The sequence below is a fragment of the Vibrio sp. 10N.261.52.C11 genome (assembly GCF_041471405.1).
Classification (GTDB): Bacteria; Pseudomonadota; Gammaproteobacteria; order Enterobacterales; family Vibrionaceae; genus Vibrio; species Vibrio crassostreae_C.
The window spans coordinates 19,708-41,410 of record NZ_JBFROI010000013.1; the positions used below are offsets into that span (position 1 = coordinate 19,708).

The following is a 21,703-nucleotide window of genomic DNA, read 5'->3' on the forward strand; positions in this document are numbered from 1 at the left end:
GATAAATAAACTTGAGAACAGGTAAATATGTCCTTAATTATTAGAAGGGTCAGTTAGACAGGAGGGACGACATGTATCGTTATGTCAGTTCACCGCAAGCGTCGAAGTACATAGTGCCACCGCCTCAACATCGAGAGTTGTCGAGTGTGGATGTGCCTGAGTCTGAATTAGAGATGCGAGAAATATTGAATAATTGGTTTGCTGATGGTTTAGCGCCCATTATTGAAAGTGACGATGACTACATCTCTGCGAGCGATCACGTTCGATTTGAAAAGCTTAGCCGCACCGTTGGGATGTTGTTGAGAAACAAAGATTATTATTTTGCGGCTAAACGGATTTTATCAGTGTGGGAACAAGATTGTCTTGAAACCACTTATATCAATTATCTCATTTTGCGCAGTGAGCGAGTCACTTCTTTAAGGTAAGTTAATGGTGTGGCATTTGTCATTTTTCATTAGGCATTAGGCATTAGGGATTAGCGACTTAGGGTTCGTGTGCTTACGATCTTTTTATTTTTCTAACGAATCAGCAAACAAAAAGGGCAAGCTTGGAGGCTCACCCTAAAGGTCTTTGTTTTGGCTTAACGTTATTTTCAACTAATTCTCAACTGGGTTACGACTTACACCCAACCATCAAATTTGAGTCGTTTTTGAATTCTTTCGACCGCTTCTTTCTGCATTTGTCTAACACGTTCATTAGAAACATTCACATCCAACATTTGTCCGACCTCAGACAGCGTTTTCACCTTGTTATCAAAGAAACCAAAACGGTGGATGAGCACCTTTTGTAATTTTGGAGGAAGTGTATAGATGATTTGTTCTAGAGCTTGGGTAAAGGATTGATCCTCACAATCTTGTTGAGGGTCTGGGATATATTCACTTTCGCATTGATCAAGCACCATAGGCGCATGGCTAGTTCCAACCGTTGTCGTCACGTCAATAAACCCGCTTAACGCCACCAGTTGATCGACGCGTTCGGCCTTTACACCTGAACTGTCTGATAGCTCAGAAATTGAAACCTCTTTACTCATTTTTTTGCTTGCATCGAGCTTTTTTGAGGCGAGGCTGTTTATTTCTTTACACACGTGGGCTGGCAATCGAACGGTTCGACCCGTGTTCATGAGTGCGGCTTCAATGTTTTCGCGGATCCACCAAACAGCATAGGTTGAAAAACGATAGCCTGGTTCTGGATCGTATTTGTCGATGGCCTTAATCAAGCCAATGTTGCCTTCCTCGATCAGGTCGAGCAGGGTGAAATTATTGCCTTTACGTTTTAGGTAACTCTTTGCGATTTTCACAACAAGGCGCAGGTTTGATTCGATCATTACATCACGCGCTTTTTTATCACCCGCGCGATTCAATTTTGCGTAATACACCTCATCTTCACGCGACAGCAGATCAATGCCAACAATATCTTTCAGATAATGAGCATAAGGGTCTGCACTGGTAGAAAATGATTCGGTAATGGGTGTTTCATCCGTGAGCCCCTGAAACGCAGCAAAACTATCGTTGTTCATTTCCTTGTCCTTATCTAGCCGACTGAACGTTTTAGTTTTTTTTATTATGCCACCAAGTGATTAACGCTTGGTTTCATTAGAGTGTAGATAACAATTTCTTCTTTACCAATAAATAAAATGCAATTTCGTATGTTTATGTCACAAAAAGATCTACAAATATTTAACTATTTTGCATCTCATCAAGTGTGTTGGTTTTTCGTTTAAAACATTAAGACGGATAGTTTATAAAGCATGTGTTATACATCGGTTTATCTAGATAAATGACGTGAATTTATAGGTGTGGGTTAGAACTATAATTGAGAGGAGAAATGATGAGAAAAATGTTAAGAGTCGAGGTTCAATGTTTCCAAGCACCTCAACTCTTTTAGCTGTGTCGGCTGTTAAGTATCGCCATGCACGTTTTAATTCTATCGACTAATAAGTGCTAAGAACCTCATCGATTTGCTGATTAATGATCTTCATTTCGCTGTAGATAACCGAAAGATCATCATCTTGCGGCGCAAGCTTATTGAGTGTGTTTTGTTCTACTCTTTCCAATGCAACTGTGGCCGTTTCTTCACCAAAGCTGGCTAAAATGCCTTTTAAGGTGTGCACGGTAAAATGAAGCTTGCCCCAATCTTGTTGTTGAACCAACTCTTCGATCTCTTGTAGCGAATTGCCATGGTCTTCTTGATATGTAGACAAAACGGCGTAAATGACGTCTCTGTCATTGTCTAAATAGGCGTTTAAAGCATCAAAGTCTAGCATGTGGACTCCTGTCGGCTGAATGTTGAAAATGGGCTAGGCGGCTTAGTGGAAAAACCATACCTTGATGAATCACTAATCCATTGATTCCATTTTGGAGGAAGTTCTAACTGTAAGATTTCTTCTAGATAGTCGTCGCTAAGTTTCTCATCTATATGAGCTTTATTGACGGCGTATATATAGTCAAGTTTGGCGGCAACTGAATATGGGTAACTGTGAATGTAGTCCTTTATTTCTTGGATCGAACCCAAATTTTCAATGTTTATACACGTTGAAGGGTCGACATTTTTGGACTCAAGTTGGTGATTTATGGCTTCTCCACGAGATTTGAGACATTCCACTGTTAAATGATAAAGAGAGTACTCACCAAAGTGGGCGAGCATGGGTAATAACTGAGTGAGCAAATAAGTCGGTTGGCTGTGGAAATTGTTCGCTAACAGTGTCGAAGCTCTAATCACTTTTTTGTGGGCAATCTGAGGGCTATTTTCGATGAGCAATATGCTGCTCTGAAATAGGGCAAGGCTGGCCAAAACTTGCTGCTGTTGTTTTACCGGAAGTTTCAGGTTTACCAACTCGGTGAATTGGTTGGCGTGCTCAAGCAAAATACGTTTGTACTTTAGTTGCGTCTCGCGCTGATACGTTGCTTTTAAGGAATTAAAGTGCGCACCAATGGAATGGATGACATCAATGTCAGCAGCTGAAATGTGGGTTGCATACATCTCACCTAACTTTATGATCATATGTGTGTTATCTGCGTTCTCAGCTAAGTCGATGGCCCTGATTGCACGATGGCTGATGCTGGGAGTCATCTCAAATGCACGAATCGCTAATTTAAGAGCAGGCAGCAGCATTTTATGTTTTTCATAGATACAGCTTAAGCAGTCAATCACGCTCAATGAGAGTGGCTGTGCTATTAGAAAATTGTGGAGCTTATCTATGGCTAAATTTGGCTTGCCTAAGCTGTCGAGAATCAGCGCCTCAGCCACCAATTTGGTTGGGTGCATGTTGGTTTTGGAGTTGTTAATGACGCTAGAGAGTAACTGCCATTTCTTACCTGCAATTAAATGTTCAATCAATGTCGCTTCGAACTGAACGCTAGTACCATTAGGGGAGATCGCCAAAGCTTGAGCTAATCTCTCTTGACTGGCAATGGGATACAAATCATTCAGTTGGGTGAGTTTCTTTGAAACGGACACGGCACTTTGGATCTTTTTACCCAACGTTTGAGTATTAATCGGTTTAGAAACGAAGTGGTGTGCTTCACCTGAAAGGGCGGTTAATACTGTTTCCTGACGCATATCCCCAGAGAGCAAGATTGTCGCCACAGTATGATCGATGAGGCGGTTTCGATACAGAATGCCCAACAGCTCAAAGCCAGTAAAAGACTGTTCTAAGTGGTAGTCAATGAGGAGTACATGAAAAGAGTGTGTCTCGACCGCTTTAATGGCTTTTCGATAGTCGGTCGCAATAAAAATACAGTCGCGCGAAACTCCCAAACTAGCCAGTTGCTGCTTAATAAGTATTGTTGCGCTTTTAGAGTCGTCGACGATCAAAATTCGAAGGTCTGTTGGTAAGGTCAAATCCATTTTCCTTAATACCAAATGTTATTTTTTAATTTAGGTGTCAAGTTGCACATTGTCAAGGTGCCTATATCACATACAAACACTCAATAAACTATTGGTAATTAAAGAGTATTAGATAACATTTATGAAAGCCTTCAAACGCAGGTGACTTTTACCTGATTTTAGTGGGGTTATACGTGTTTTAGAAATAAAAAAGAGGCAAGCCGATAAGCTCACCTCTCTGTTTTATTGTTCGAGTTTTTATTCGAAATGTTGTTCTTTGCTTGAAGTTTTATTTACCGAAACTCTAGCGTTAATCACGCATGTTTAGAATCAATACTGCCGCTAGAGCCAAGAACGCCGTCATCATTAAGAACACATCGTTGTAAGCCATGATGGCTGCGTCACGTTGCATTGTGCCGAGCAAACTTGCTTGTGCTTGTTGCATCGCAGTTGCGGCATCACTTCCTGACTGAATGAAAAACGCTTGTTGTTGCTGAAGCGTCTGCCAACCAAGTTGACTCACTGAAGGTAGCGACTCCTTGATGTGTGCTAAGTGCTCACGGGTTTTGTTATCCAATAGCGTAGCGATAATCGCGATGCTGAAAGCGCCCCCTAAGTTCCGCATTACGTTGGTTAACGTTGATGCGTCTGGCGTGTCCATTTTGCTGATGTTCTTCATGGCAACCAAAGACAGCGGAACCATGATGAACGGACTACCAATAGCACGCAGAACCATAGATAAAATCAGCTGTTGCCCGCCAAAATCGATTGTCATGTGTGTATTTACGTAACAACTAAAACCGAACATCGCGAAGCCAAAGGTAACCAAGTACTTAGGCTTAATGATCTGTGTTAGCTTTGGCACAATTGGGAATATCAGAAGCTGTGGGAAACCCATCCACATTAGCACTTCACCAATTTCCATCGCGTTATATTGCTGAATTTGAGTGAGATACATCGGTAGAACATAGATAGAGCCGAGCAATGCCATTCCTAGAATCAAATAGGCGATACAAGACATCGCAAATTGCCCATCCCGCAATAGCCGCAGGTTAACCAATGGCTTCTTGTGTTGGAGTTCGTTTATCACGAAGTAAACCAAACTCACCGCCGACACGATACTCAAGCCAATAATAAAGCTCGAACTGAACCACTCTTCACGGTTACCTTCTTCTAACACCACTTCCAAACAACCTAGCCCTAATGCCATGGTGGCGATACCAAACCAATCGGCTTTTTTCAGCGTGCCAAGGTCGAGCTTTTCATCGTCCAAGCCATATCGGATCATGGTGATCACAAGCAAAGCTGGCGGAATATTGATGTAGAAAATATAGTGCCACGAGAAGTTCTCCGTCAGCCAGCCACCAAAGGTAGGGCCAATCGATGGAGCAAAGGTCGCGGTTACACCAAACAGTGCCATACCCACAGCACGCTTGTTGACCGGCAATAACTGAATCACCAGCGAGAAAGCAAGCGGGATTAGAGCACCACCACTGAAGCCTTGCATCGCGCGGAAAACGATCATCGAGGTCATGTTCCAAGAGAACGAACACAACAAAGATGAAATGGTGAAAATGGCTGTCGTCCACGTGATATAACGGCGTTTACCGAGCGCTTTAGAAAGCCAACCACTGAGTGGGATAGCGATCATCTCTGCGACTAGGTAAGACGTAGAGATCCACGAGCTTTCATCCAAGGTGGCTGATAGCGCACCTTGAATATCTTTGAGAGACGAGTTGGTGATCTGAATATCCAAGATCGCCATAAACGCGCCAATCAAGCCGCCAAATAGGGCGATCCAATGGCGTCTCGAAACCTCGTCATCATCATTTGTTTGGGTGACAACACCAGCGTTACTCATGGTCTAGCCTCGTTTATCGATGGTCGCTACCACAGACAAACCAGGAAGCAGTCGACCTTTCAACTCTTGCTGATCTGGAATAGTAATTTTAACCGGTACACGTTGAACGATTTTAGTGAAGTTACCTGTCGCGTTTTCTGGTGGTAGGAGCGCAAATTTAGCGCCAGTCGCAGGGGAGAAACTGTCTACCACACCTTCAAGAGGCTGCCCCGGGAACGCATCCAGCTCTACTTCAACCGTCTGACCTTTGTGAATACCACTTAGCTGTGTCTCTTTGAAGTTGGCTTCAATCCACACTTGGTTGTTTGGTACCAAGCTCATCAGTGGTGCGCCTGCTTGAATCAGCAAGCCTTCACGTACGCTGCGTTTACCAATCACGCCATCTGCTGGCGCGTAAATTTTGGTGTAATCAAGGTTAAGCTGTGCTTGATCTCTCTGGGCTTGAGCTTCGGTCACGGATGCATTTGCTTGCTCAATCTCACTAGCGATAACGGTTAATTGGTCATTGGTTGCAACGAGGTTTGCTTTTGCTTCTTCTAAATCTGCCTGAGTTACTTTTTGTTGTGCAACCATGCTATCGACTTCATCTTGAGACGCGTAGTTACGCTTTAGTAAGCTACGAGAACGTACCACTTGTTGAATCGCGCGTTCGTATTCAGCTTGTGCAGAATCAACGCGGCTTTCTGCTTGATTGATCTTGCTACGTTGTAACGTTTGTTGTGCCACTAGATTTTTGACGTCTGATTGCACGACGCTTAAATGGGCGTTTGCTTGAGCGAGTGCTGACTGGTAATCACGGTCATCGATTTGAACCAGCAAATCACCTTCTTTAACCGATTGGTTATCACTCACATAAGACTTAACAATATAGCCAGAGACCTTAGGGCTAATATTCGTGATGTCGCCTTGTAGGTAGGCATTGTCGGTAGATTCAAAGTACTGGCCATAGCCGTACCAGTATCCAGCACCGGCTAAACCCAATGACAGCATGATCGCAGTAGCAATAAGCGGAGCTTTTTTACGTTTTTTTGTGCTTACTGTTTGCGAAGCGTTGTTGTTCTCTGTCATTTTTTCTTTCTCATTTTGTTTTTATTTAGATGTAACGAATTGTAAATGAATTCGATTGATTGATAAGATAGGAAAAAAGGGAAACACTGTTGCAAAAATCTAACTAATGGCGCTTTGGGAGAAGTACGATGGACTTAAATGCTGTGACTGTTTTTACACAAGTTGTTGATTGTGGGAGTTTCACGCACGCAGCTGAAGCATTGAACATGACCAAGTCGACCGTCAGCCGAAAGCTAGACGAGCTGGAACAGCATCTAGGTGTGAGGTTGATCACTCGTTCGACACGAAGTTTAGTCTTAACGCCAGAGGGTGAGCGCTTTTATCAGTCGAGCATGCAGATGCAAGAGATCATGAACCAAGCTGAGCTAGAGGTTTCAGCCAATCAGGATTTGATCCGAGGGCAGTTAAATGTTGTGTTGCCTGTCGAATTGGGGCATCAAGTATTAGCTAAATACATCCACAGCTTCCTAAAAGAGCACCCAAACGTGACTTTGAACTTAGAACTGTCGAATCGAGAAGTCGACATCATTGCGGAGGGGATCGATCTTTACGCACAAATTGGTGAGCTAGTGGACTCGAGCTTGGTTTCTCGCTACCTCACAACATCAAAGCGTGTATTGGCAGCCAGCCCTGAGTATTTAGAGCAGTTCGATGACGTCTCTTCACCCGATGATCTTGAACCGCCATTCAGAATGATTGAGGTGGTGAACAAGGCCGCGCGTCTACCCAAGTGGCATTTACAATTAGAAGGCGGAGAGTCGATTTTGATCGATCTACCGTGTCAGTTGCGGGTGAATACCATCACGGCATGCCTAACAGCGTGTGTGGATGGGCTCGGCTTGGCGGTGCTTCCTGAATTCATTTGTCGTGAGCACTTCAAGACAGGCAAGTTGATTCGTTTGCTACCTGAATATGAGATGCCGGAAGTTTCAGTAAGCCTAGTGTATGCAGACAGGCAGTTGATGCCGAAACGTAAGAAGGTCTTTATCGACTATCTACTGACTGCTTTTCAAAATAGAGCCAATCAAATAACGAAATAAAGGCATATTGTATTGGGAGCAACAGAAGGAATCGGCTGCCTAACTGTTGATTAGTTGTAATTCATTGACAATGACCAATAACATTGAAAAGAGAAAAACGAACTTGTTAACAAGTTCGTTTTTTTCTGATTGCTAATGTAGTTGTAGGCTAAGTACCGAACTAGCTCTTTTTCTCTGTGTACTCTAGCTTGTAGAAGTGAGCTTCACTTTGTCCATTCGTAAATTGGTTGTATACGCCAGCTTTGAAGTAGCTTAATAGGTGACGCCAGTAGTCAATATCCTGCTCAACTTTACGTTCACCGTTTACGTCAACAATAAGTTTCTTATCACCCACGATTAAATCAAATGCTGTTGGTTTGCCTTGTGGTGCTTTGCCTAAATCATACTGAGAATATGCTACGTCTGATTTGCACATTTCCTTGTCTTGGTTTTTCTTGCCGAACGATCCTTTACAAATTACAGCGTTGTTTTTAATGATTGCCCAGAAATGCCCTTCAATACCATTATTGTCACGTTTCCATACAACACGAAGCAAAGGGTGAGGGACATTGTGAGTACCAAGATCATCTAAGCCTTTGTTATGTACTTGTAGGAATGTAATCTCGTCTTGCTTAGAGTCTGAGTTCTTCATCGACTCTTCAGGTTTTATGATCTCCACCTCCGAACTTAATGTGTATGTTTCATTTGTTAAGTCTGTGCGGAAGTTTTCCTGAACGCGTAGCTCGTTGCGCAGGTGGTCATTCTTCATGGTAAAGACTAGCGCTTCACTTTCTTTGTCGACATAGAAGTTGTTGTTCACAATGCCGTCGTAGTTATTATCGAGCGCAAAATAGTCTTTGTTGCCTTTCTTTCCGTTTGGATCTGAAATTTGAAGTTCAGAAACTGACAAAACATTTTGGTATTGAGAGTAATTAGAAGGTTCGCCTAAAGCTCCTTCTGGATTCGAAAACTGAACATTAGCGATTGCCGAAGAAGAAAAGGCAAGAAGGGCACAGCAAGTGAGTAGGGTCTTTTTCATCAAAAATATCTCTTTTGTATTATTATCATTCAATATAAGCATTGATATCACTTTTGAGATTTATGTGAAAACATCTGTGTTTGAAATTGTGGCCGGCACCCAATTTTCTTGTACAAAAATAGAGAGAATTAGGTGTCGATTGGGATTGGTACCTGAGTGTCAAAGGTGTGGATTTTTGCTCGTTAACAACACTACCTGCTAACCCGTAATAGTGAATAAGGTGAGGCTTAAAAACGGCACGTTCAAACTAGTTAGGCTCTGATTTCCACTCTAACGTTTGTCCGTTGCTTAATACGGCTTTTATAGCGCTCGGCGAGACTTTAAGGCCTCTCTGATGAAAGGTTTGATCTGAAAAATTGGCAATGATCTTACTTCCGTCACTGAACTCAGTTTGTTGAACATCGCCGCTCTTATCTAACCATTCGGAATCGACTAACTGTTTATCCCATAACTGTTCGTGCATTGGTTCAAAGCCATCTTGATAGTGTTTGAGTGCTTTGATTCTCTGGCTTGAACTTGATAAAGCTTCATCTCTGGTCAAGTGAACCATCGGTGGTGTGTTGTACAGCATGGCGGTTAAGTCACGTTCTGCTTGTACATTAGTGAACTTAAGGCTGTCTGAATGCCAATGGTGCGTATTGATTACTTCATCATGGAAAACGGCTTGGTAAAGTGGAATTCGATATTGTGGCGAAAATAGTAGCGACTTGTAGGGCTCTTTAACCTCGGCCGGCTTAAAGAAGAAGTCAGGCTTGTGGTCTGGGTACCAACGACCTAAGTAATAGGGAGATTGGCGGTTCTCTTTCATGTCTTTGTCTGTCCATCCAAAACCAACCGTTTCTAAGCCGTGTGCAAACGCGATGCCTTTTGTTGTTAGGCTGTTGCCGTCTTCAGAGCCTAATACTAACGAAGGTTGCTCGCTAAGCCACTTCATTCGGTTGTTGAACGCAGAAAGCATGTCTGATTCGTCGTTTGTATTGCCATTACTGTCTATAGAGACGCGGTAATCTTCACGTGCCATGGCGGTTGCATCAACATCTAAGAACAAGCTGTTGAAGTTGCCGAATCTCATAATGTCTTGAGCACGCTGTTTTACGTATTCTAAATGGCAGTTCGGGTTTAAGTAAAAGCCGTTTCCACGAAATCCTTTTTTCAAACTCCCATCCGTTAGTTCAATCGCACAACTTTGACGCATCGGCTCTGGTAATTGAGCGGTTAGCCAGTTGTCATTGAGCTTCGCAGGAATTGCGGTGTTGTAGGAATCGTAAGTACCGACCAGATATCCGGACTGTTTTGCCAGACCCACAGCGTTAGGTTGATAGAATTCTGGCATCCAATTATCGAATCCAAGCCACAGTTTGTTTAAGCCTGCCTTATTTAGATTAGCGACCATGTCTGAAGACAGCGCTTGTCCCCAAGTCTCTGACGAGTTTAGGTAAGGGGAAGCGTGCTCTAGCAACCAGTTCTTCTTATCCTGTGCTGCTTTATATTGCGCTTTAATCGTGTTGTCTTCGAGTGTCGGATTACCAACAGGATATAACACCTGCAATGACTGGCTAATAGAGTCCAACAATAGTTGTTTGTGGTACTGACTGAACCAATCTTTCCCCTTGGAGAGTGACGATAGCTCTCTTTTCGCTTCCGCAGAAACATTGAGTTTAGAGCCCTCTAGATACCATGTTTTCAATCCCCACCAGTCACTCACATCTTGGATGCTTAATGGGTCTTTGCCAAATAGGTAAACGTGGCTCGCGCCGATCAACTTAGTCACATCTGGATTGCGCTTTTGCTTTGCTACAAGCGTTTCAGACTGGTCATTATTGATGCGCCAATCTCGGTATTGTTTGGCACCATCTAACCACGAGTCTCCGAGGGTGATACGAACAAGAAAAGGTTGTGACTGATTGAGCATCGTAAATTGGTGTGCTGCCTTCATATCAATTTTGGTTTTTGTATTTGAGGAAGCATTAGAGGATGCATCTGAAAAGAGCAGTTGATTGTTGGTTGCATTAACCATTTGATAGCTAATGAAATGATTGTTTTGCTGTACTGTCCAAAAAGGCATCTTCAAGTCTTGAGTAGTGTTACTTCCAGAATGGTTACCGACGAGATAACTTGCCCAAATTGAGTTTCATCAGAAAAGTCATCGTAGCGATTTCTAAACATTTCGACGGTTAAGCCTAGGCTAGTAATAGGCGTGCGCAGTTCATGAGTAAGAAGCTGTAAAACGAACTGCCTCTCTTTTCGTTGTTTTGTTCTTAGGTATAAGACTCTAGCGAGCCCGGAAAGCAACGTTAGCAGCAATGTAAAGATCAAGGTTTTCATGATCAGATTGTCATTGCTAGGCTCGTTTAAGCACACGTTACTGTAACGAAAAGTACAGGTTTCACCTGCCAAAGATACCTCTTGTTGCTCTGCGATAGGTTGCCAAACATCTAAGGGAATAGCTTTCCAGCCTTGTTCGCCACTTAACCAAAGCACATCATCTTGTTGCCAAGCGCGGTATCCATTGAGCAGTGCTTCTCTGCCTTGTGCACTTAGGCTTTCTAGTTTGTTATATAAAGGGTGCTGAGGGTTGGTAAGACTCAAAAATGGGCGTATCTGCTCGGTCACATCTGGGTAAGCGGCTAAATAAAGACCAGCAAAGCTGCCACCGGCAGGGTGACGTTTGGAGTGTGCTGCAAACCAAATCGAATCCAATGTTTGTTGCTGACACAGAGCGAGCTCGAACTCGATGGCTTCATGTAATGAAGGATTACTGCTTTCAATCGCTTGGCAGTGATCTTGTATTGACGCTAACGCTGCGATGTCGTCCCAACTGAATTGGTTGAAATCAGGATAGCGGCTATTTTCATGGAGCAGAACTTTCGGATACTGAGCCAACTCTTGTTGAGATACTAAGAGTGGGGATGATTGCCAGCTCAGTTGATACAGAGTTTGCCACTTATCTTGCAAACTTTGGGCATTGACTAGGGTTGGGAGCCAAAAGATCAAGCAAAGAGCTAATGTAAACCTGCGCATCCAATCATTCTCGTTAAAAGTCGTGGGGCGAGTCTAAAGAGTTTTGGGCGCGATTTGTAACCTGAATGTCAACAAGTGTTCTTTTAACAACAAATTGTCGAGTGGGTCATGCTTTTAAATAATAAAGTACAAATACAGTAAGTATCATTTATTTGAAATAAAATAGATAATTGTGTACTTACTGTCATTATTGGGCGAAATGAGGGGACTATACTGGGCTCATACCTAATAAGAGGAACCATCATGAAACTCATCATCAAATCAGTATTGGCAATCAGTATTTTGGCTACAGGCTCTGCTCATGCGTTCGAATTAACCAGCAACGATATTCAAGAAGGTCACCCAATGGCAAAGACTTTTGAATACTCTAGTTGGGGTTGTGACGGCGATAATCAATCACCACAATTGATGTGGAAAGATGCACCAGCAGGTACCAAAAGCTTTGCTATCACAGCTTATGATCCAGATGCACCGACTGAAAGTGGCTTCTGGCATTGGGTTGCGTTTGATATCCCTGCAACTGTGAACGAGCTACCTCGCGGTGTCGACATCTCTAAAGTCGGTGGCAAAGAAGGTCGCATTGATTACGGTACAGTTGGCTACGGTGGCGTTTGTCCTCCAGAAAAAGATGGTATGCACCGTTACCAGTTCACGGTTTGGGCATTACCAACGGACAAACTTAACCTCGACGAAAATACGCCGTCGGCTGTGGTTGGATTCACGTTGAACAGCATGGCTTTAGACAAAGCTAAACTGACCGCAACTTATACACGTTAATAGCTTATGTACGTTAAAGCTTATACACGTACATAATAAGTAAACAAGGGGATGAGATGAATCATCAATATCAAGTGACGATCTTTCGTGCAGAGCAGTTACAAAAACTGCGTAATGTGAGGATTCTATCCCCTAGTATCATTCAGATTATTACAGGCAGTAAGCGCCTGTTTTGGAAAGATTCAGCGGCAGAGCTCTCACATTCTGAGCTGTTGTTTTGTGAGGCATCAGCTTCACTAAGTTTTGAGAACATGCCCCACAAAGGGCGCTTCTTGTCGCGAGTGTTCAGCTTTCAATTCCAACCTTCTCAGGCGATGCTTGATTTAAGTGAGGAACGGTCGAATGATCTGGGACTGCCTACAGTAAAAGTGGATCGAAACTTACAAGACTCACTCAATGCTCTGTTCTCTTTTGATACACAGAGCATGAGCAAAGAGACTCAACAGTTTTGGTTGCAGGGCTTGTACCAGCAATTAGCTGAAAAAGGGGTGTTGCATCTATTGTTTGTCAGTGCCAACGTCTCGTTTAGCCAAAAGCTCAGCCATTACCTTTCACATTCACCAGATGAGAAACATCCATTAGAGTCGGTGGCGGAGCGTTTTGCGATGAGCCGAGCCACATTGATTCGGAAGCTCAAACTGGAAGGCATGCAATATCGAGAGGTACTGGCTGAAGTTCGCTTGAGTCACGCGCTTTATCTGATGCAAAACGGACAGCAGAATGTGGCGATGTTGGCTCAGTCTTGCGGTTACCAATCGGAAGGGCGTTTTAGTCAGCGCTTTAAAGGCAAATTTGGTTTGTCGCCAAGTGAATACATCAAAACCGTCGTCAGCCATAGAGTCGCGACGCCATAGTCATTATGTTTGGCTTAAACGCTCACTTTCTTATCTCGTGCTGCCAATGCCGCGAAAATCGTACACGCAAAGGCAACAGATGCGATCAGCAGAATCGGCACACTCCAAGAATCTGTCTGGGCATGAAGCTTACCCACCAGCGTTGGACCAGTGGCTGCCAACGCATAACCGATTCCCTGAGCCATACCCGACAATGATGCGGCTTGGCTGCTATTCGATGTACGCAAGCCAACAAAAGAGAGCGCGATAATAAATGTCGAGCAGTTGGCTAATCCAAACAGTCCCACCCAAAAGATCGCAAACTCAGGCAAATACAGAAGACCAATCAATCCAACAAATACACTCGATGCACATAGAGTGATGAGCCATTGTTGATTGTCACTTTTGGCTAAGAACGGCAGTAACAGCAGCCCCGGAACCATAGTCGAAAATTGCAGAAATCCATAAATGTAGCCCGCGTCGATTTCGCTGTAGCCAAGATCGTTCAATATCTGTGGCAACCAGCCAGCCAAAGAGTAGAAGGTAAATGAGTTAAGCCCAAGCGCTAACGTTACTTGCCACGCTACGCCGCTTTTAATCATCTGTTTCATCGGCAGAGGTTTGTCTTGTTGCTTGTTATTGCTGGCCGAAGATGAGCGTTTTCTGATTTTAGGCAACCAGATCATCAAAGCTAATATTGGAAATACCAAGTTCATTAACAGCGCTAATTGCCAACCCGTGATCGTAAATAAGGTTAGATTTGAAAACGGCACCATCAAACTTGAGCCTAACGTCGAACCGATGCCCATCGTAAAAATGTACAAAGAAGTGACTGTCGCAATACGAGTAGGGAAGCTAATTTTCACTACAACGGGCAACAACACGTTACCAATCGCGATACCAAGTCCAATCATTACTGTGCCGATGTATAACGTCGGAATTGCTCCAAAAGAGCGCAGTGTAATACCCGTAGTGATCAAAACTAAGCCTAATAACAGGCTAGGCTCTAGACCAATTCGTTGGGATATCTTGGTGACTAATGGTGAGAATAAGGCAAAAGTTAACAGTGGCAAAGCTGTTAAGAAGCCTGCAGCCGATGACGTAAGGTTGAGGCCTTCCATAACCTGAGAAAGCACAGGAGCCAAGCTCGTAAAAGGCCCACGAAGGTTAAGTGCTAGGAATAGAATCCCTAACATGACGAAAATGCTATTACGAAGAGAGGCGCTCATAGGTTGTTCTACTGTTTGCTTATGAGAAGACAGGCTAGCCTACAGATCATTGAATGATTACACAAATACCGTTTAAATAGGTTTACTAATGATTGAACCTGCGCAGTACGCGCTTAGCCAGAAAAGTCACCCATGACTGTATTAAATATCGACAAGCTCATCTCGGACTTCCCACTGCTTCAACAATTGATTGCATTGGAAGAAGTGGTTTGGTTTAACCCAAATGTGACGACTCTGAAGCGCGGTTTGCTTTATGTGGGATTAGGCGAACAAGATATTCACGATGCGAGCATGAGGCTACAAAGGTTTGCTCCTTATCTAGCCAAGGCGTTTCCTGAAACTCAAGCGACCAATGGCATCATCGAGTCTGAGCTTATTGACATTCCATCTATGAAATCAGTATTGGAAGCGCATTATCAGCAGTCTATAAAAGGGCGTTTGATGATGAAGAAAGACAGCCATTTGCCAATTTCAGGTTCAATCAAAGCTCGCGGTGGTATTTATGAAGTACTAACGCATGCCGAGAAGCTTGCGATTGAAGCCGGGTTACTGTGTGAGAGCGATGACTATAGTAAGTTGCTCGAACCTGAATTCCGTGACTTCTTCCAACAATACAGCATTGCGGTAGGATCCACGGGTAATCTAGGCATGTCGATCGGTATCATGAGTGCCAAATTGGGTTTTACGGTCTCTGTTCACATGTCGGCAGACGCGAGAGCTTGGAAGAAAAGCAAACTTCGTGAGCATGGCGTCAACGTTGTTGCAAATATGAGCTGCTAAAAAGATAAGTCATGATAGAAGAGTGTTGTTTATAGCTTGTACACACTCTTTCTCACCTCTAAATCCCACCTTAATTCAAACAATAACTTGCACAGATCGTTATCCAAAACACACATTTTATAAATTAAGATTCTTAGATGTTCTAACTATCAGTTAGGTTGAGTGGCATTCAACTTGATAGGGATTGAGCAATGCAGACGGACAAAGTGATACAGACAAGACACATAAACACACCAGAAAAATTACTCCAGCGTTTAGATGCTATTGGGGAGTCTTTGGAAGCATCGGGTAAGGCTCATGCTTTGCTGGGATTGGGCTCAGTAGGTATTGAAACAGAACGACTTGATCAGTACTCAGATGTCGATTTTTTCGCAATAGTGCAAACAGGGCACAAGCAGTATTTCTTAGACAGTTTGCATTGGCTATCTGATATTCACTCAATCGACTACGCAGTGAGAAATACCGTCGATGGCTATAAAGTTCTGTACGCTGACGGAATCTTTTGTGAGTTTGCAGTGTTTGAACCCCACGAGTTAGCGCACATTCCGTTTGCTGAAGGGCGTATTGTTTGGCAGCAACATGAATTTGATACACAGTGTTGTGTTTCACCAATAAAAGGGGAGACAGACACTAATTCCCAAGATTGGATCATTGGTGAGGCTCTAACCAATCTTTATGTGGGTATGTCTCGTTATAACCGAGGCGAAAAGCTGTCGGGCAGTCGGTTCGTTCAATCTTACGCACTCGATCGTTTGATCGATCTTGTGGATCAAACTGAACAGTCTGAGCCTGAATTCGTTGATGAATTTATGTCGGATAGAAGGCTAGAAGCACGCTTCCCTAAGTTTGCCCAATTGCTACCAACCTTTACCCAAGGCTACGAGCGCACCGCTGAATCGGCACTTGCCCAACTAGCATTCCTCAACACCCACTTCGCAGTCAACCAAGCCATGTGTGACCGAATCTCTGAACTGTGTTCCAGTAAAGATTAAGCTTATAGCGTGTGAATCCTCAAGCCTAACTGACACCACCTTTCAGATGATAAGCGGCGGGCAACCTAATTGAGCTCTCGAATTATTATTCTTAAGCACTAAACCCGTACGCTTTTGTTTACTCTTCAAGACCGTGACTGTTCGTGTTTACTCCGCTTATCACTGGATGTCGTCAGCCAAATAAAATACAATCGAACAATGTTTTATTAATTCGTGCTTTATCATTATGATGAGAAACTTACTCATATTCATCGTTAGCCTGTTCTTCTTAACAGCCTGTTCTTCAACGAGTAATCATCAGCTAGACGATGAGACATTGAGCAACGAAGATGCTATGTCGAAAAGCGTAGAGGGAGAGAGTAATCTCGAGACTTCAAAGGATACAAACGCTGAGACCAGCGTTGATTCTTCCCATGATTCAATCGTTAATCATCAACCACTCACTAACCTTGATTCAAATAAAGACACGATAGCTCACGCCAATGCAGAGCCAGAATCAGTGGAGCCTTCTCAAATAGAAGCGACAGAAACAACTGAAAGCGATGCTAAGAGTGGCGGTGAAAAAGGCATCGGAAGCTATTTTATTCGTCATAATAAACCGACTAAGACGGTGATTAAATCACTAGAGGGCGTGACAGATGCATTGAACGTCATGACGTTTGGGATATTTGCCACCGGTAACGGTTAAATCGTTAACCTAGAACGACAACCTAATAGATAGAATGAAACGTGAAGGCGAGCCAGATGGTTCGCCTTTTTTGATCTTCTAAATCTGGCCACCATTCTTCCTAAGAATCGTGTTCACTTATCTGAGCGCTGAGTCAGGCGACGGTTAACGAAAATAGGAAATTATTAGTTCTGGAAGGGAGTCGCCGAATTTACCCTGTTTGACTTGTTATATGCATCAAGGGTTCTAATACTCATCCCAAAGTAAGCAATGAAATCTAATCTTACAAAGACAACTCTTATATTCACTTACGAGCATAGTAAGATGTTTGCTGTTAAGTAGGTTTAGGTTTAGTTATCAATATTCTAGGGAAGAAAAATGAAGAATAAGAGTGTGTTTTTAAGTGTCGCGATGGTGATATTGTCAGCTCATGCAAATGCATCAGATGCGAACCATGAGTCTGTATCAGATGGAGTTATCGTAGAATAAAGAGCGAAGCTTTCTGAAAATACCCAAGGGCAAGGTTTTGGACCGCAAGCTCCACGAGATTTGGGTTCATTAGAAGGTAAAAATACTAGGCTGTTCTCGGATGCCCCTGATTCAACAGCGATGAACTTATGTAATATTCACTTCCATAAAAATGCTGAGCATAAAGGTGGAGAGTTTACTCAATACGCTGGTAACGGTGATGGTAAGGGATTCCAGAGTGGCTTTAAATACACAGGCAAGCTGAGTTCTGCTGAGCTGAAACCATTTGAGGGCAAGGTTTGTCCGAGCGAGCATGGTTCTTTGCATTCGGGTGACACCATTGAAGTTCACTATGTTTATTCAACGGCGCAAGTTGAACCGGGTGAAACACTGGGTGCTTGTTTTAACGATGCGATTACCAACCCGCAACTGCGTGTAGAAACCCAAGTTTACGTATTAGTGAATGACGACAAAGCACCCGACTTTGAAGCGCTCGCTAAACATTCAAAAGTGAACGGCTTACACCAAGCACCAAACATCCCACAAGATACGGGCTCAGCGATCCAATACGCAGGCTCTACAACGGGTCCTGGTTATAATGAGCAAGGTTCACCTTTCCAAGTAACATGGAGCGTTAGACCACAAGTCGCGAAAGTAAATATCGCGACAGTAGGTAGCTGGTGTGAAGGCAATGACTTTAACGAAGATCACGCCCACGGTGTGAGAAATTTGGTGGTTAACCCTGAGTTGTTATCACCCATTCGTAACGACTAAACGATTCTGGCGAACAAAATGATTAAGGCGAGCCAATAGGTTCGCCTTTTTTATGCCCTAACGAAAAGTACTTAGGTTTAGGTTTAATTAAGTCTGGTGGGTAAATTACGTGCGACACTTGTTCAATACATGAGTTGTGTAAATCGTATTTAGTAAAAAACGTTCTTTACCAGAATCGAAGCTCCATGATACGTTCATGATCAATTATGTTGGGTTATAGAAAAGGACAGTCCAATGTCATTAGAAAGTGCGATTACATTCTTTATTGCCATGTTTGTATTTGGTATTACTCCGGGGCCTGGCGTCTTTGCCATTTTAGCTCGTGCTATGGTTCAAGGATGGCGAAAGTGCGTCACGCTTTCGTTAGGTATGATATGCAGTGATCTTATTTACCTTGCGCTTGCCTGTTTCGGTCTAGCAACGATTGCCGAGAATTGGTCGATTGCGTTTGAGGTGATTCGCTATGTTGGTGCAGCTTATTTGATTTACTTGGGCTACAAGATGTTTAAGAGCCTGCCTGAAGTGCAAGGCTCTGCGGAACTTGCGGCCAAACAGAGTCAGAAATCTGAACTCGCGAGTTTCGCGCAAGGCTTTTTGATTTCAGCATCGAACCCTAAAGTGATTCTGTTTTATATTTCGTTCTTGCCGACTTTTATTGATCTGACTGTTCTGCGCTCACAAGATATCGTATTAGTTTCTGCTTTAGCATCTGTTGCTCTGATGTCAGGCTTAATACTTATCGCTGTGGGCGCGGGCAGAATGGCAGGTTTGTTAAAAACGCCACGCGCACATAAAAGGTTAAACCAAAGTGCTGGTGGAATAATGATTGCTGCTGGCTCATATTTGGCGATAAACAGATAAACACAGTTCAATTTAAATAGAAAAAGCGCGTTATTGCCTTGTGGCAGTAACGCGCTTTTTTGTATTTACTTTCAGGTGCGGTATTCGCTTACTAGAGCAGTATTAGCGAATTGCTGCGTTAATTGAAGGCAGTAAATCGCGCTTCTTAATCACGTATCGCAAGCGAATTAACATCAGCGTAGCAGAGATACTTAAGCCCGTAAGAATACCAATCCAGAAGCCTTCTTCACCCATTGCTGGAACAATGTGGTCTGTTAAGCCCAACACCATACCCAGTGGTAACGCTAAGCCCCAGTATGAAGCGATAGCTAAGATCATCGGGATCTTGGTATCTTTATAGCCACGCAGAGCACCATTTGCAGAGGTTTGCAGAGCATCACTGAATTGGTACATAGCGGTAAAGGTCAATAACACTGCCGCTGTTGCACTGATTACTGGGTCAGTGGTGTAAAGCCTAATGATTAATTCAGGGAACAGTAGGAACATCGCTACCGAAAGCAACGAGATTAATGCTGCCACCAAAATACCGACTTTACTGCGCTCAATCGCGCCAAGTTCATCTTTTTCACCCAAAGCGTGTCCAACACGAATCGTAATGCCAAACGAGATACTCATCGGGATCACATAAGTTAGGCTCGATATATTGAGAGCGATTTGCGCCGCTGCCACATTCTCGGCACCAATACGGCCGATCATCAATGCGATAACCGCAAAGATACTGCCACACACCGCGATGTTCATCCCGATAGGTAAACCTAACCTTAGAAGGTGAAGCATCTCTTTTGCTTTTGGCTTCGCATCTGAAAAGTTGATGATGGTCTTGTAATGGTGATGACCTTTAATGTAGGAATACAACATTCCCGACATTAACCAGTACACCAAGCTTGTCGCCCAACCACAACCTACAGCGCCCATTTCAGGGAAGCCAAACTTACCGTAAATAAGCACGTAGTTGACGGGAATATTAATCAACAAACCAATTACCGAAATGATCATCGGTACTTTGGTGTTGTTCATACCCTCACAGAAGCCATTCAAGGTGTAGAACAGGGCAATACCCGGCACACCGAAGGCTAGGGCAAAGGCATAGTCACTACCGATTGGAATGATTTCAGCGGCAACCCCAATCCATTCTAAGATCGGTTTAGCACTCACTAAATAGGCGATGAGTAACACGCTAGCTATTAATGCCAACCAAACCATCTGGAAGAATTCAACAGAGATGCTTTGAAAATCACGCGCGCCTCGGTGGTAAGCGACAACAGGCGTTAACGCCATAATCACGCCACGCAGTAGCAGCAATACAGGAATCCAAAGGCTAGTGCCGAGTGCAATTGCGGCGAGGTCGGCAGGGCTTACTTGGCCAGCCATTGTCGTATCGACAAATCCCATCGCTTGGGTCGCTATTTGAGTCAAAATGATTGGAACCGAAAGATGCATAAGCGCACCCGATTCACGAGTAAAAGGACGAAGTTTCGTTAGCATGGAAGTTCACAACACCAATATAAATACACGAATGATGGCAGGATGGCCGGTGTGCATTTTAGGATGTGCCCCGTTGGGCGGGCGACAATATAAACACCTTACCGTATAGGGTCAAGTTTTGGATTTATAGAGTTCAACTCACTCTGAGATAGTCACGGGTTCTGATGGTTAAAACACATCTCTAACGCGCGTAAGTTAATGATTTTGTGGGAATCATACTCGACCGATAAATTCTATATTTGCCACGCTAATCACTGAGGTGACGGTATAAGTGGTTGTTATGGATAGATAAAGGTTAGTACAATTGATGGCATAAGTAGCTAGATAGAAGAATTCTGTATTTAAATGCAGAATTTTTCTATCTAATAGCTGTTAGGCAAAATATGAAGGAAAGTAAGAAATTGAACAAATTAATAATAATGTTATTGCTAATAGTTTGTCCTGCGGTAGCTTCAGAGCCAGCTTCTGATTTAACAATAGCTAATGAACAGATAGCATTATTAAAGCAGCAAGTGGCGATGATGAAAGAACATCAAGAGTCTTTACTAGGTACCATTCACTGGACTTTAGGTACCGTAATTACAGTCGGTATATTCTTAATTGGTTACAATTGGTTTTCTAATTTTAAAGCATATGAACGTGATAAAGAAGCATTGAAAGTAGAGCTCAAGTCAGCAGTTAACGTCGAACTCGAACATTCAAAAACAGAAGTTCATATGATCGTTGATAATATGAAAGGGGCACTGCAGACACTCGTTGACGATAAGGTTACACCGCTTTCAAGAAATTTAGAAACAAAGCTAAACTCTCGATACAACTCTTTAAACAATGATATTTTGCGGTTAAGTATTTATCGCCATGAGCAAGAGAGGTTAAGTTGGAATGAGCAAAAAGTATACGTTAACGCGTTAAGTTCTTCTCTTAATATTATAAATACGAGTATTACGTTAAATGATGAATGGTTACTAGCAACAGGTATTGATAAGAGAGTGTCCTGAATTCTG

At 43.2% G+C, this 21,703-nt stretch carries 17 protein-coding genes and 3 pseudogenes; 10 read left to right on the forward strand and 10 right to left on the reverse strand.

The genetic code is table 11. The annotated features are described in order from the left end of the window. The first annotated feature begins 71 nt into the window (after positions 1-71). Positions 72-425 (forward strand): hypothetical protein, encoded by a 354-nt coding sequence (locus tag AB4323_RS05255; protein WP_017060510.1) that lies wholly within the window; start codon positions 72-74, stop codon positions 423-425. Between the two features lie 194 nt (positions 426-619). Here AB4323_RS05255 and AB4323_RS05260 read toward each other — a convergent pair whose 3' ends face one another. The 5 genes from AB4323_RS05260 to AB4323_RS05280 form a co-directional block, all read right to left on the reverse strand. Continuing rightward, positions 620-1,516 carry an RNA polymerase sigma factor RpoD/SigA gene (locus AB4323_RS05260; protein ID WP_017060509.1) on the reverse strand — a complete coding sequence of 299 codons (897 nt, stop codon included), beginning with the start codon at positions 1,514-1,516 and terminating at the stop codon, positions 620-622. Positions 1,517-1,930: 414 nt separating this feature from the next. Beyond that, positions 1,931-2,263 (reverse strand): Hpt domain-containing protein, encoded by a 333-nt coding sequence (locus AB4323_RS05265; RefSeq protein ID WP_017060508.1) that lies wholly within the window; start codon positions 2,261-2,263, stop codon positions 1,931-1,933. After that, the gene (locus AB4323_RS05270; protein ID WP_017064673.1) at positions 2,257-3,846 is read right to left on the reverse strand and encodes a response regulator; all 1,590 of its coding nucleotides are present in this window, start codon (positions 3,844-3,846) and stop codon (positions 2,257-2,259) included. The genes AB4323_RS05265 and AB4323_RS05270 overlap by 7 nt, the downstream gene beginning before the upstream one ends. 289 nt (positions 3,847-4,135) lie before the next feature. Continuing rightward, a complete protein-coding gene (locus AB4323_RS05275) occupies positions 4,136-5,686 on the reverse strand; it encodes a DHA2 family efflux MFS transporter permease subunit (RefSeq protein ID WP_017060506.1) in 1,551 nt (516 codons plus the stop codon). 3 nt (positions 5,687-5,689) lie between these two features. Next, the gene (locus AB4323_RS05280; protein WP_017072190.1) at positions 5,690-6,754 is read right to left on the reverse strand and encodes an HlyD family secretion protein; all 1,065 of its coding nucleotides are present in this window, start codon (positions 6,752-6,754) and stop codon (positions 5,690-5,692) included. A gap of 128 nt (positions 6,755-6,882) precedes the next feature. On the opposite strand from AB4323_RS05280, the gene AB4323_RS05285 reads away from it, so the two are divergent. Further along, positions 6,883-7,794 (forward strand): LysR family transcriptional regulator, encoded by a 912-nt coding sequence (locus AB4323_RS05285; protein ID WP_017060504.1) that lies wholly within the window; start codon positions 6,883-6,885, stop codon positions 7,792-7,794. 160 nt (positions 7,795-7,954) lie between these two features. Here AB4323_RS05285 and AB4323_RS05290 read toward each other — a convergent pair whose 3' ends face one another. From AB4323_RS05290 to AB4323_RS05300, 3 genes and pseudogenes are all read right to left on the reverse strand, one after another. Further along, positions 7,955-8,812, reverse strand: coding sequence for a polysaccharide lyase family 7 protein (locus AB4323_RS05290; RefSeq protein WP_017060503.1), 858 nt, complete (start codon positions 8,810-8,812; stop codon positions 7,955-7,957). A 247-nt stretch (positions 8,813-9,059) separates the two neighbouring features. Continuing rightward, entirely contained in the window at positions 9,060-10,877 is a 1,818-nt protein-coding gene (locus tag AB4323_RS05295) for a glycoside hydrolase (RefSeq protein ID WP_372151852.1), read from the reverse strand. Between the two features lie 59 nt (positions 10,878-10,936). Continuing rightward, positions 10,937-11,833: pseudogene (locus AB4323_RS05300) on the reverse strand (DUF3404 domain-containing protein); the annotation flags it as partial. A 243-nt stretch (positions 11,834-12,076) separates the two neighbouring features. On the opposite strand from AB4323_RS05300, the gene AB4323_RS05305 reads away from it, so the two are divergent. Together AB4323_RS05305 and AB4323_RS05310 are read left to right on the forward strand one after the other, a co-directional pair. Continuing rightward, positions 12,077-12,610, forward strand: coding sequence for a YbhB/YbcL family Raf kinase inhibitor-like protein (locus tag AB4323_RS05305; RefSeq protein ID WP_017060498.1), 534 nt, complete (start codon positions 12,077-12,079; stop codon positions 12,608-12,610). A 56-nt stretch (positions 12,611-12,666) separates the two neighbouring features. Next, the gene (locus AB4323_RS05310) at positions 12,667-13,464 is read left to right on the forward strand and encodes a helix-turn-helix transcriptional regulator (protein ID WP_102320430.1); all 798 of its coding nucleotides are present in this window, start codon (positions 12,667-12,669) and stop codon (positions 13,462-13,464) included. 14 nt (positions 13,465-13,478) lie between these two features. Here the strand turns inward: AB4323_RS05310 and AB4323_RS05315 are convergent, their stop codons facing one another. After that, a complete protein-coding gene (locus tag AB4323_RS05315; protein WP_372151854.1) occupies positions 13,479-14,672 on the reverse strand; it encodes a CynX/NimT family MFS transporter in 1,194 nt (397 codons plus the stop codon). A 132-nt stretch (positions 14,673-14,804) separates the two neighbouring features. Here AB4323_RS05315 and AB4323_RS05320 point away from each other — a divergent pair. The 5 genes and pseudogenes from AB4323_RS05320 to AB4323_RS05340 form a co-directional block, all read left to right on the forward strand. Then, a pseudogene (locus AB4323_RS05320) lies at positions 14,805-15,434 on the forward strand (D-serine ammonia-lyase); the annotation flags it as partial. Between the two features lie 209 nt (positions 15,435-15,643). Then, on the forward strand, positions 15,644-16,444 hold the full coding sequence (locus AB4323_RS05325; protein ID WP_065583740.1) for a hypothetical protein: 801 nt from the start codon (positions 15,644-15,646) through the stop codon (positions 16,442-16,444). Between the two features lie 226 nt (positions 16,445-16,670). Then, the gene (locus tag AB4323_RS05330; RefSeq protein ID WP_372099309.1) at positions 16,671-17,132 is read left to right on the forward strand and encodes a hypothetical protein; all 462 of its coding nucleotides are present in this window, start codon (positions 16,671-16,673) and stop codon (positions 17,130-17,132) included. Between the two features lie 357 nt (positions 17,133-17,489). Then, a pseudogene (locus AB4323_RS05335) lies at positions 17,490-18,353 on the forward strand (delta-class carbonic anhydrase). 234 nt (positions 18,354-18,587) lie between these two features. Further along, positions 18,588-19,214, forward strand: a complete 627-nt coding sequence (locus AB4323_RS05340; protein ID WP_017064660.1) for a LysE family translocator — start codon at positions 18,588-18,590, stop codon at positions 19,212-19,214. A gap of 102 nt (positions 19,215-19,316) precedes the next feature. Here AB4323_RS05340 and AB4323_RS05345 read toward each other — a convergent pair whose 3' ends face one another. Next, the gene (locus tag AB4323_RS05345) at positions 19,317-20,699 is read right to left on the reverse strand and encodes an MATE family efflux transporter (RefSeq protein WP_372151856.1); all 1,383 of its coding nucleotides are present in this window, start codon (positions 20,697-20,699) and stop codon (positions 19,317-19,319) included. Between the two features lie 383 nt (positions 20,700-21,082). Here AB4323_RS05345 and AB4323_RS05350 point away from each other — a divergent pair, with 383 nt between their 5' ends. After that, the gene (locus AB4323_RS05350) at positions 21,083-21,697 is read left to right on the forward strand and encodes an insecticidal delta-endotoxin Cry8Ea1 family protein (protein WP_372151858.1); all 615 of its coding nucleotides are present in this window, start codon (positions 21,083-21,085) and stop codon (positions 21,695-21,697) included. Positions 21,698-21,703: the final 6 nt, after the last annotated feature.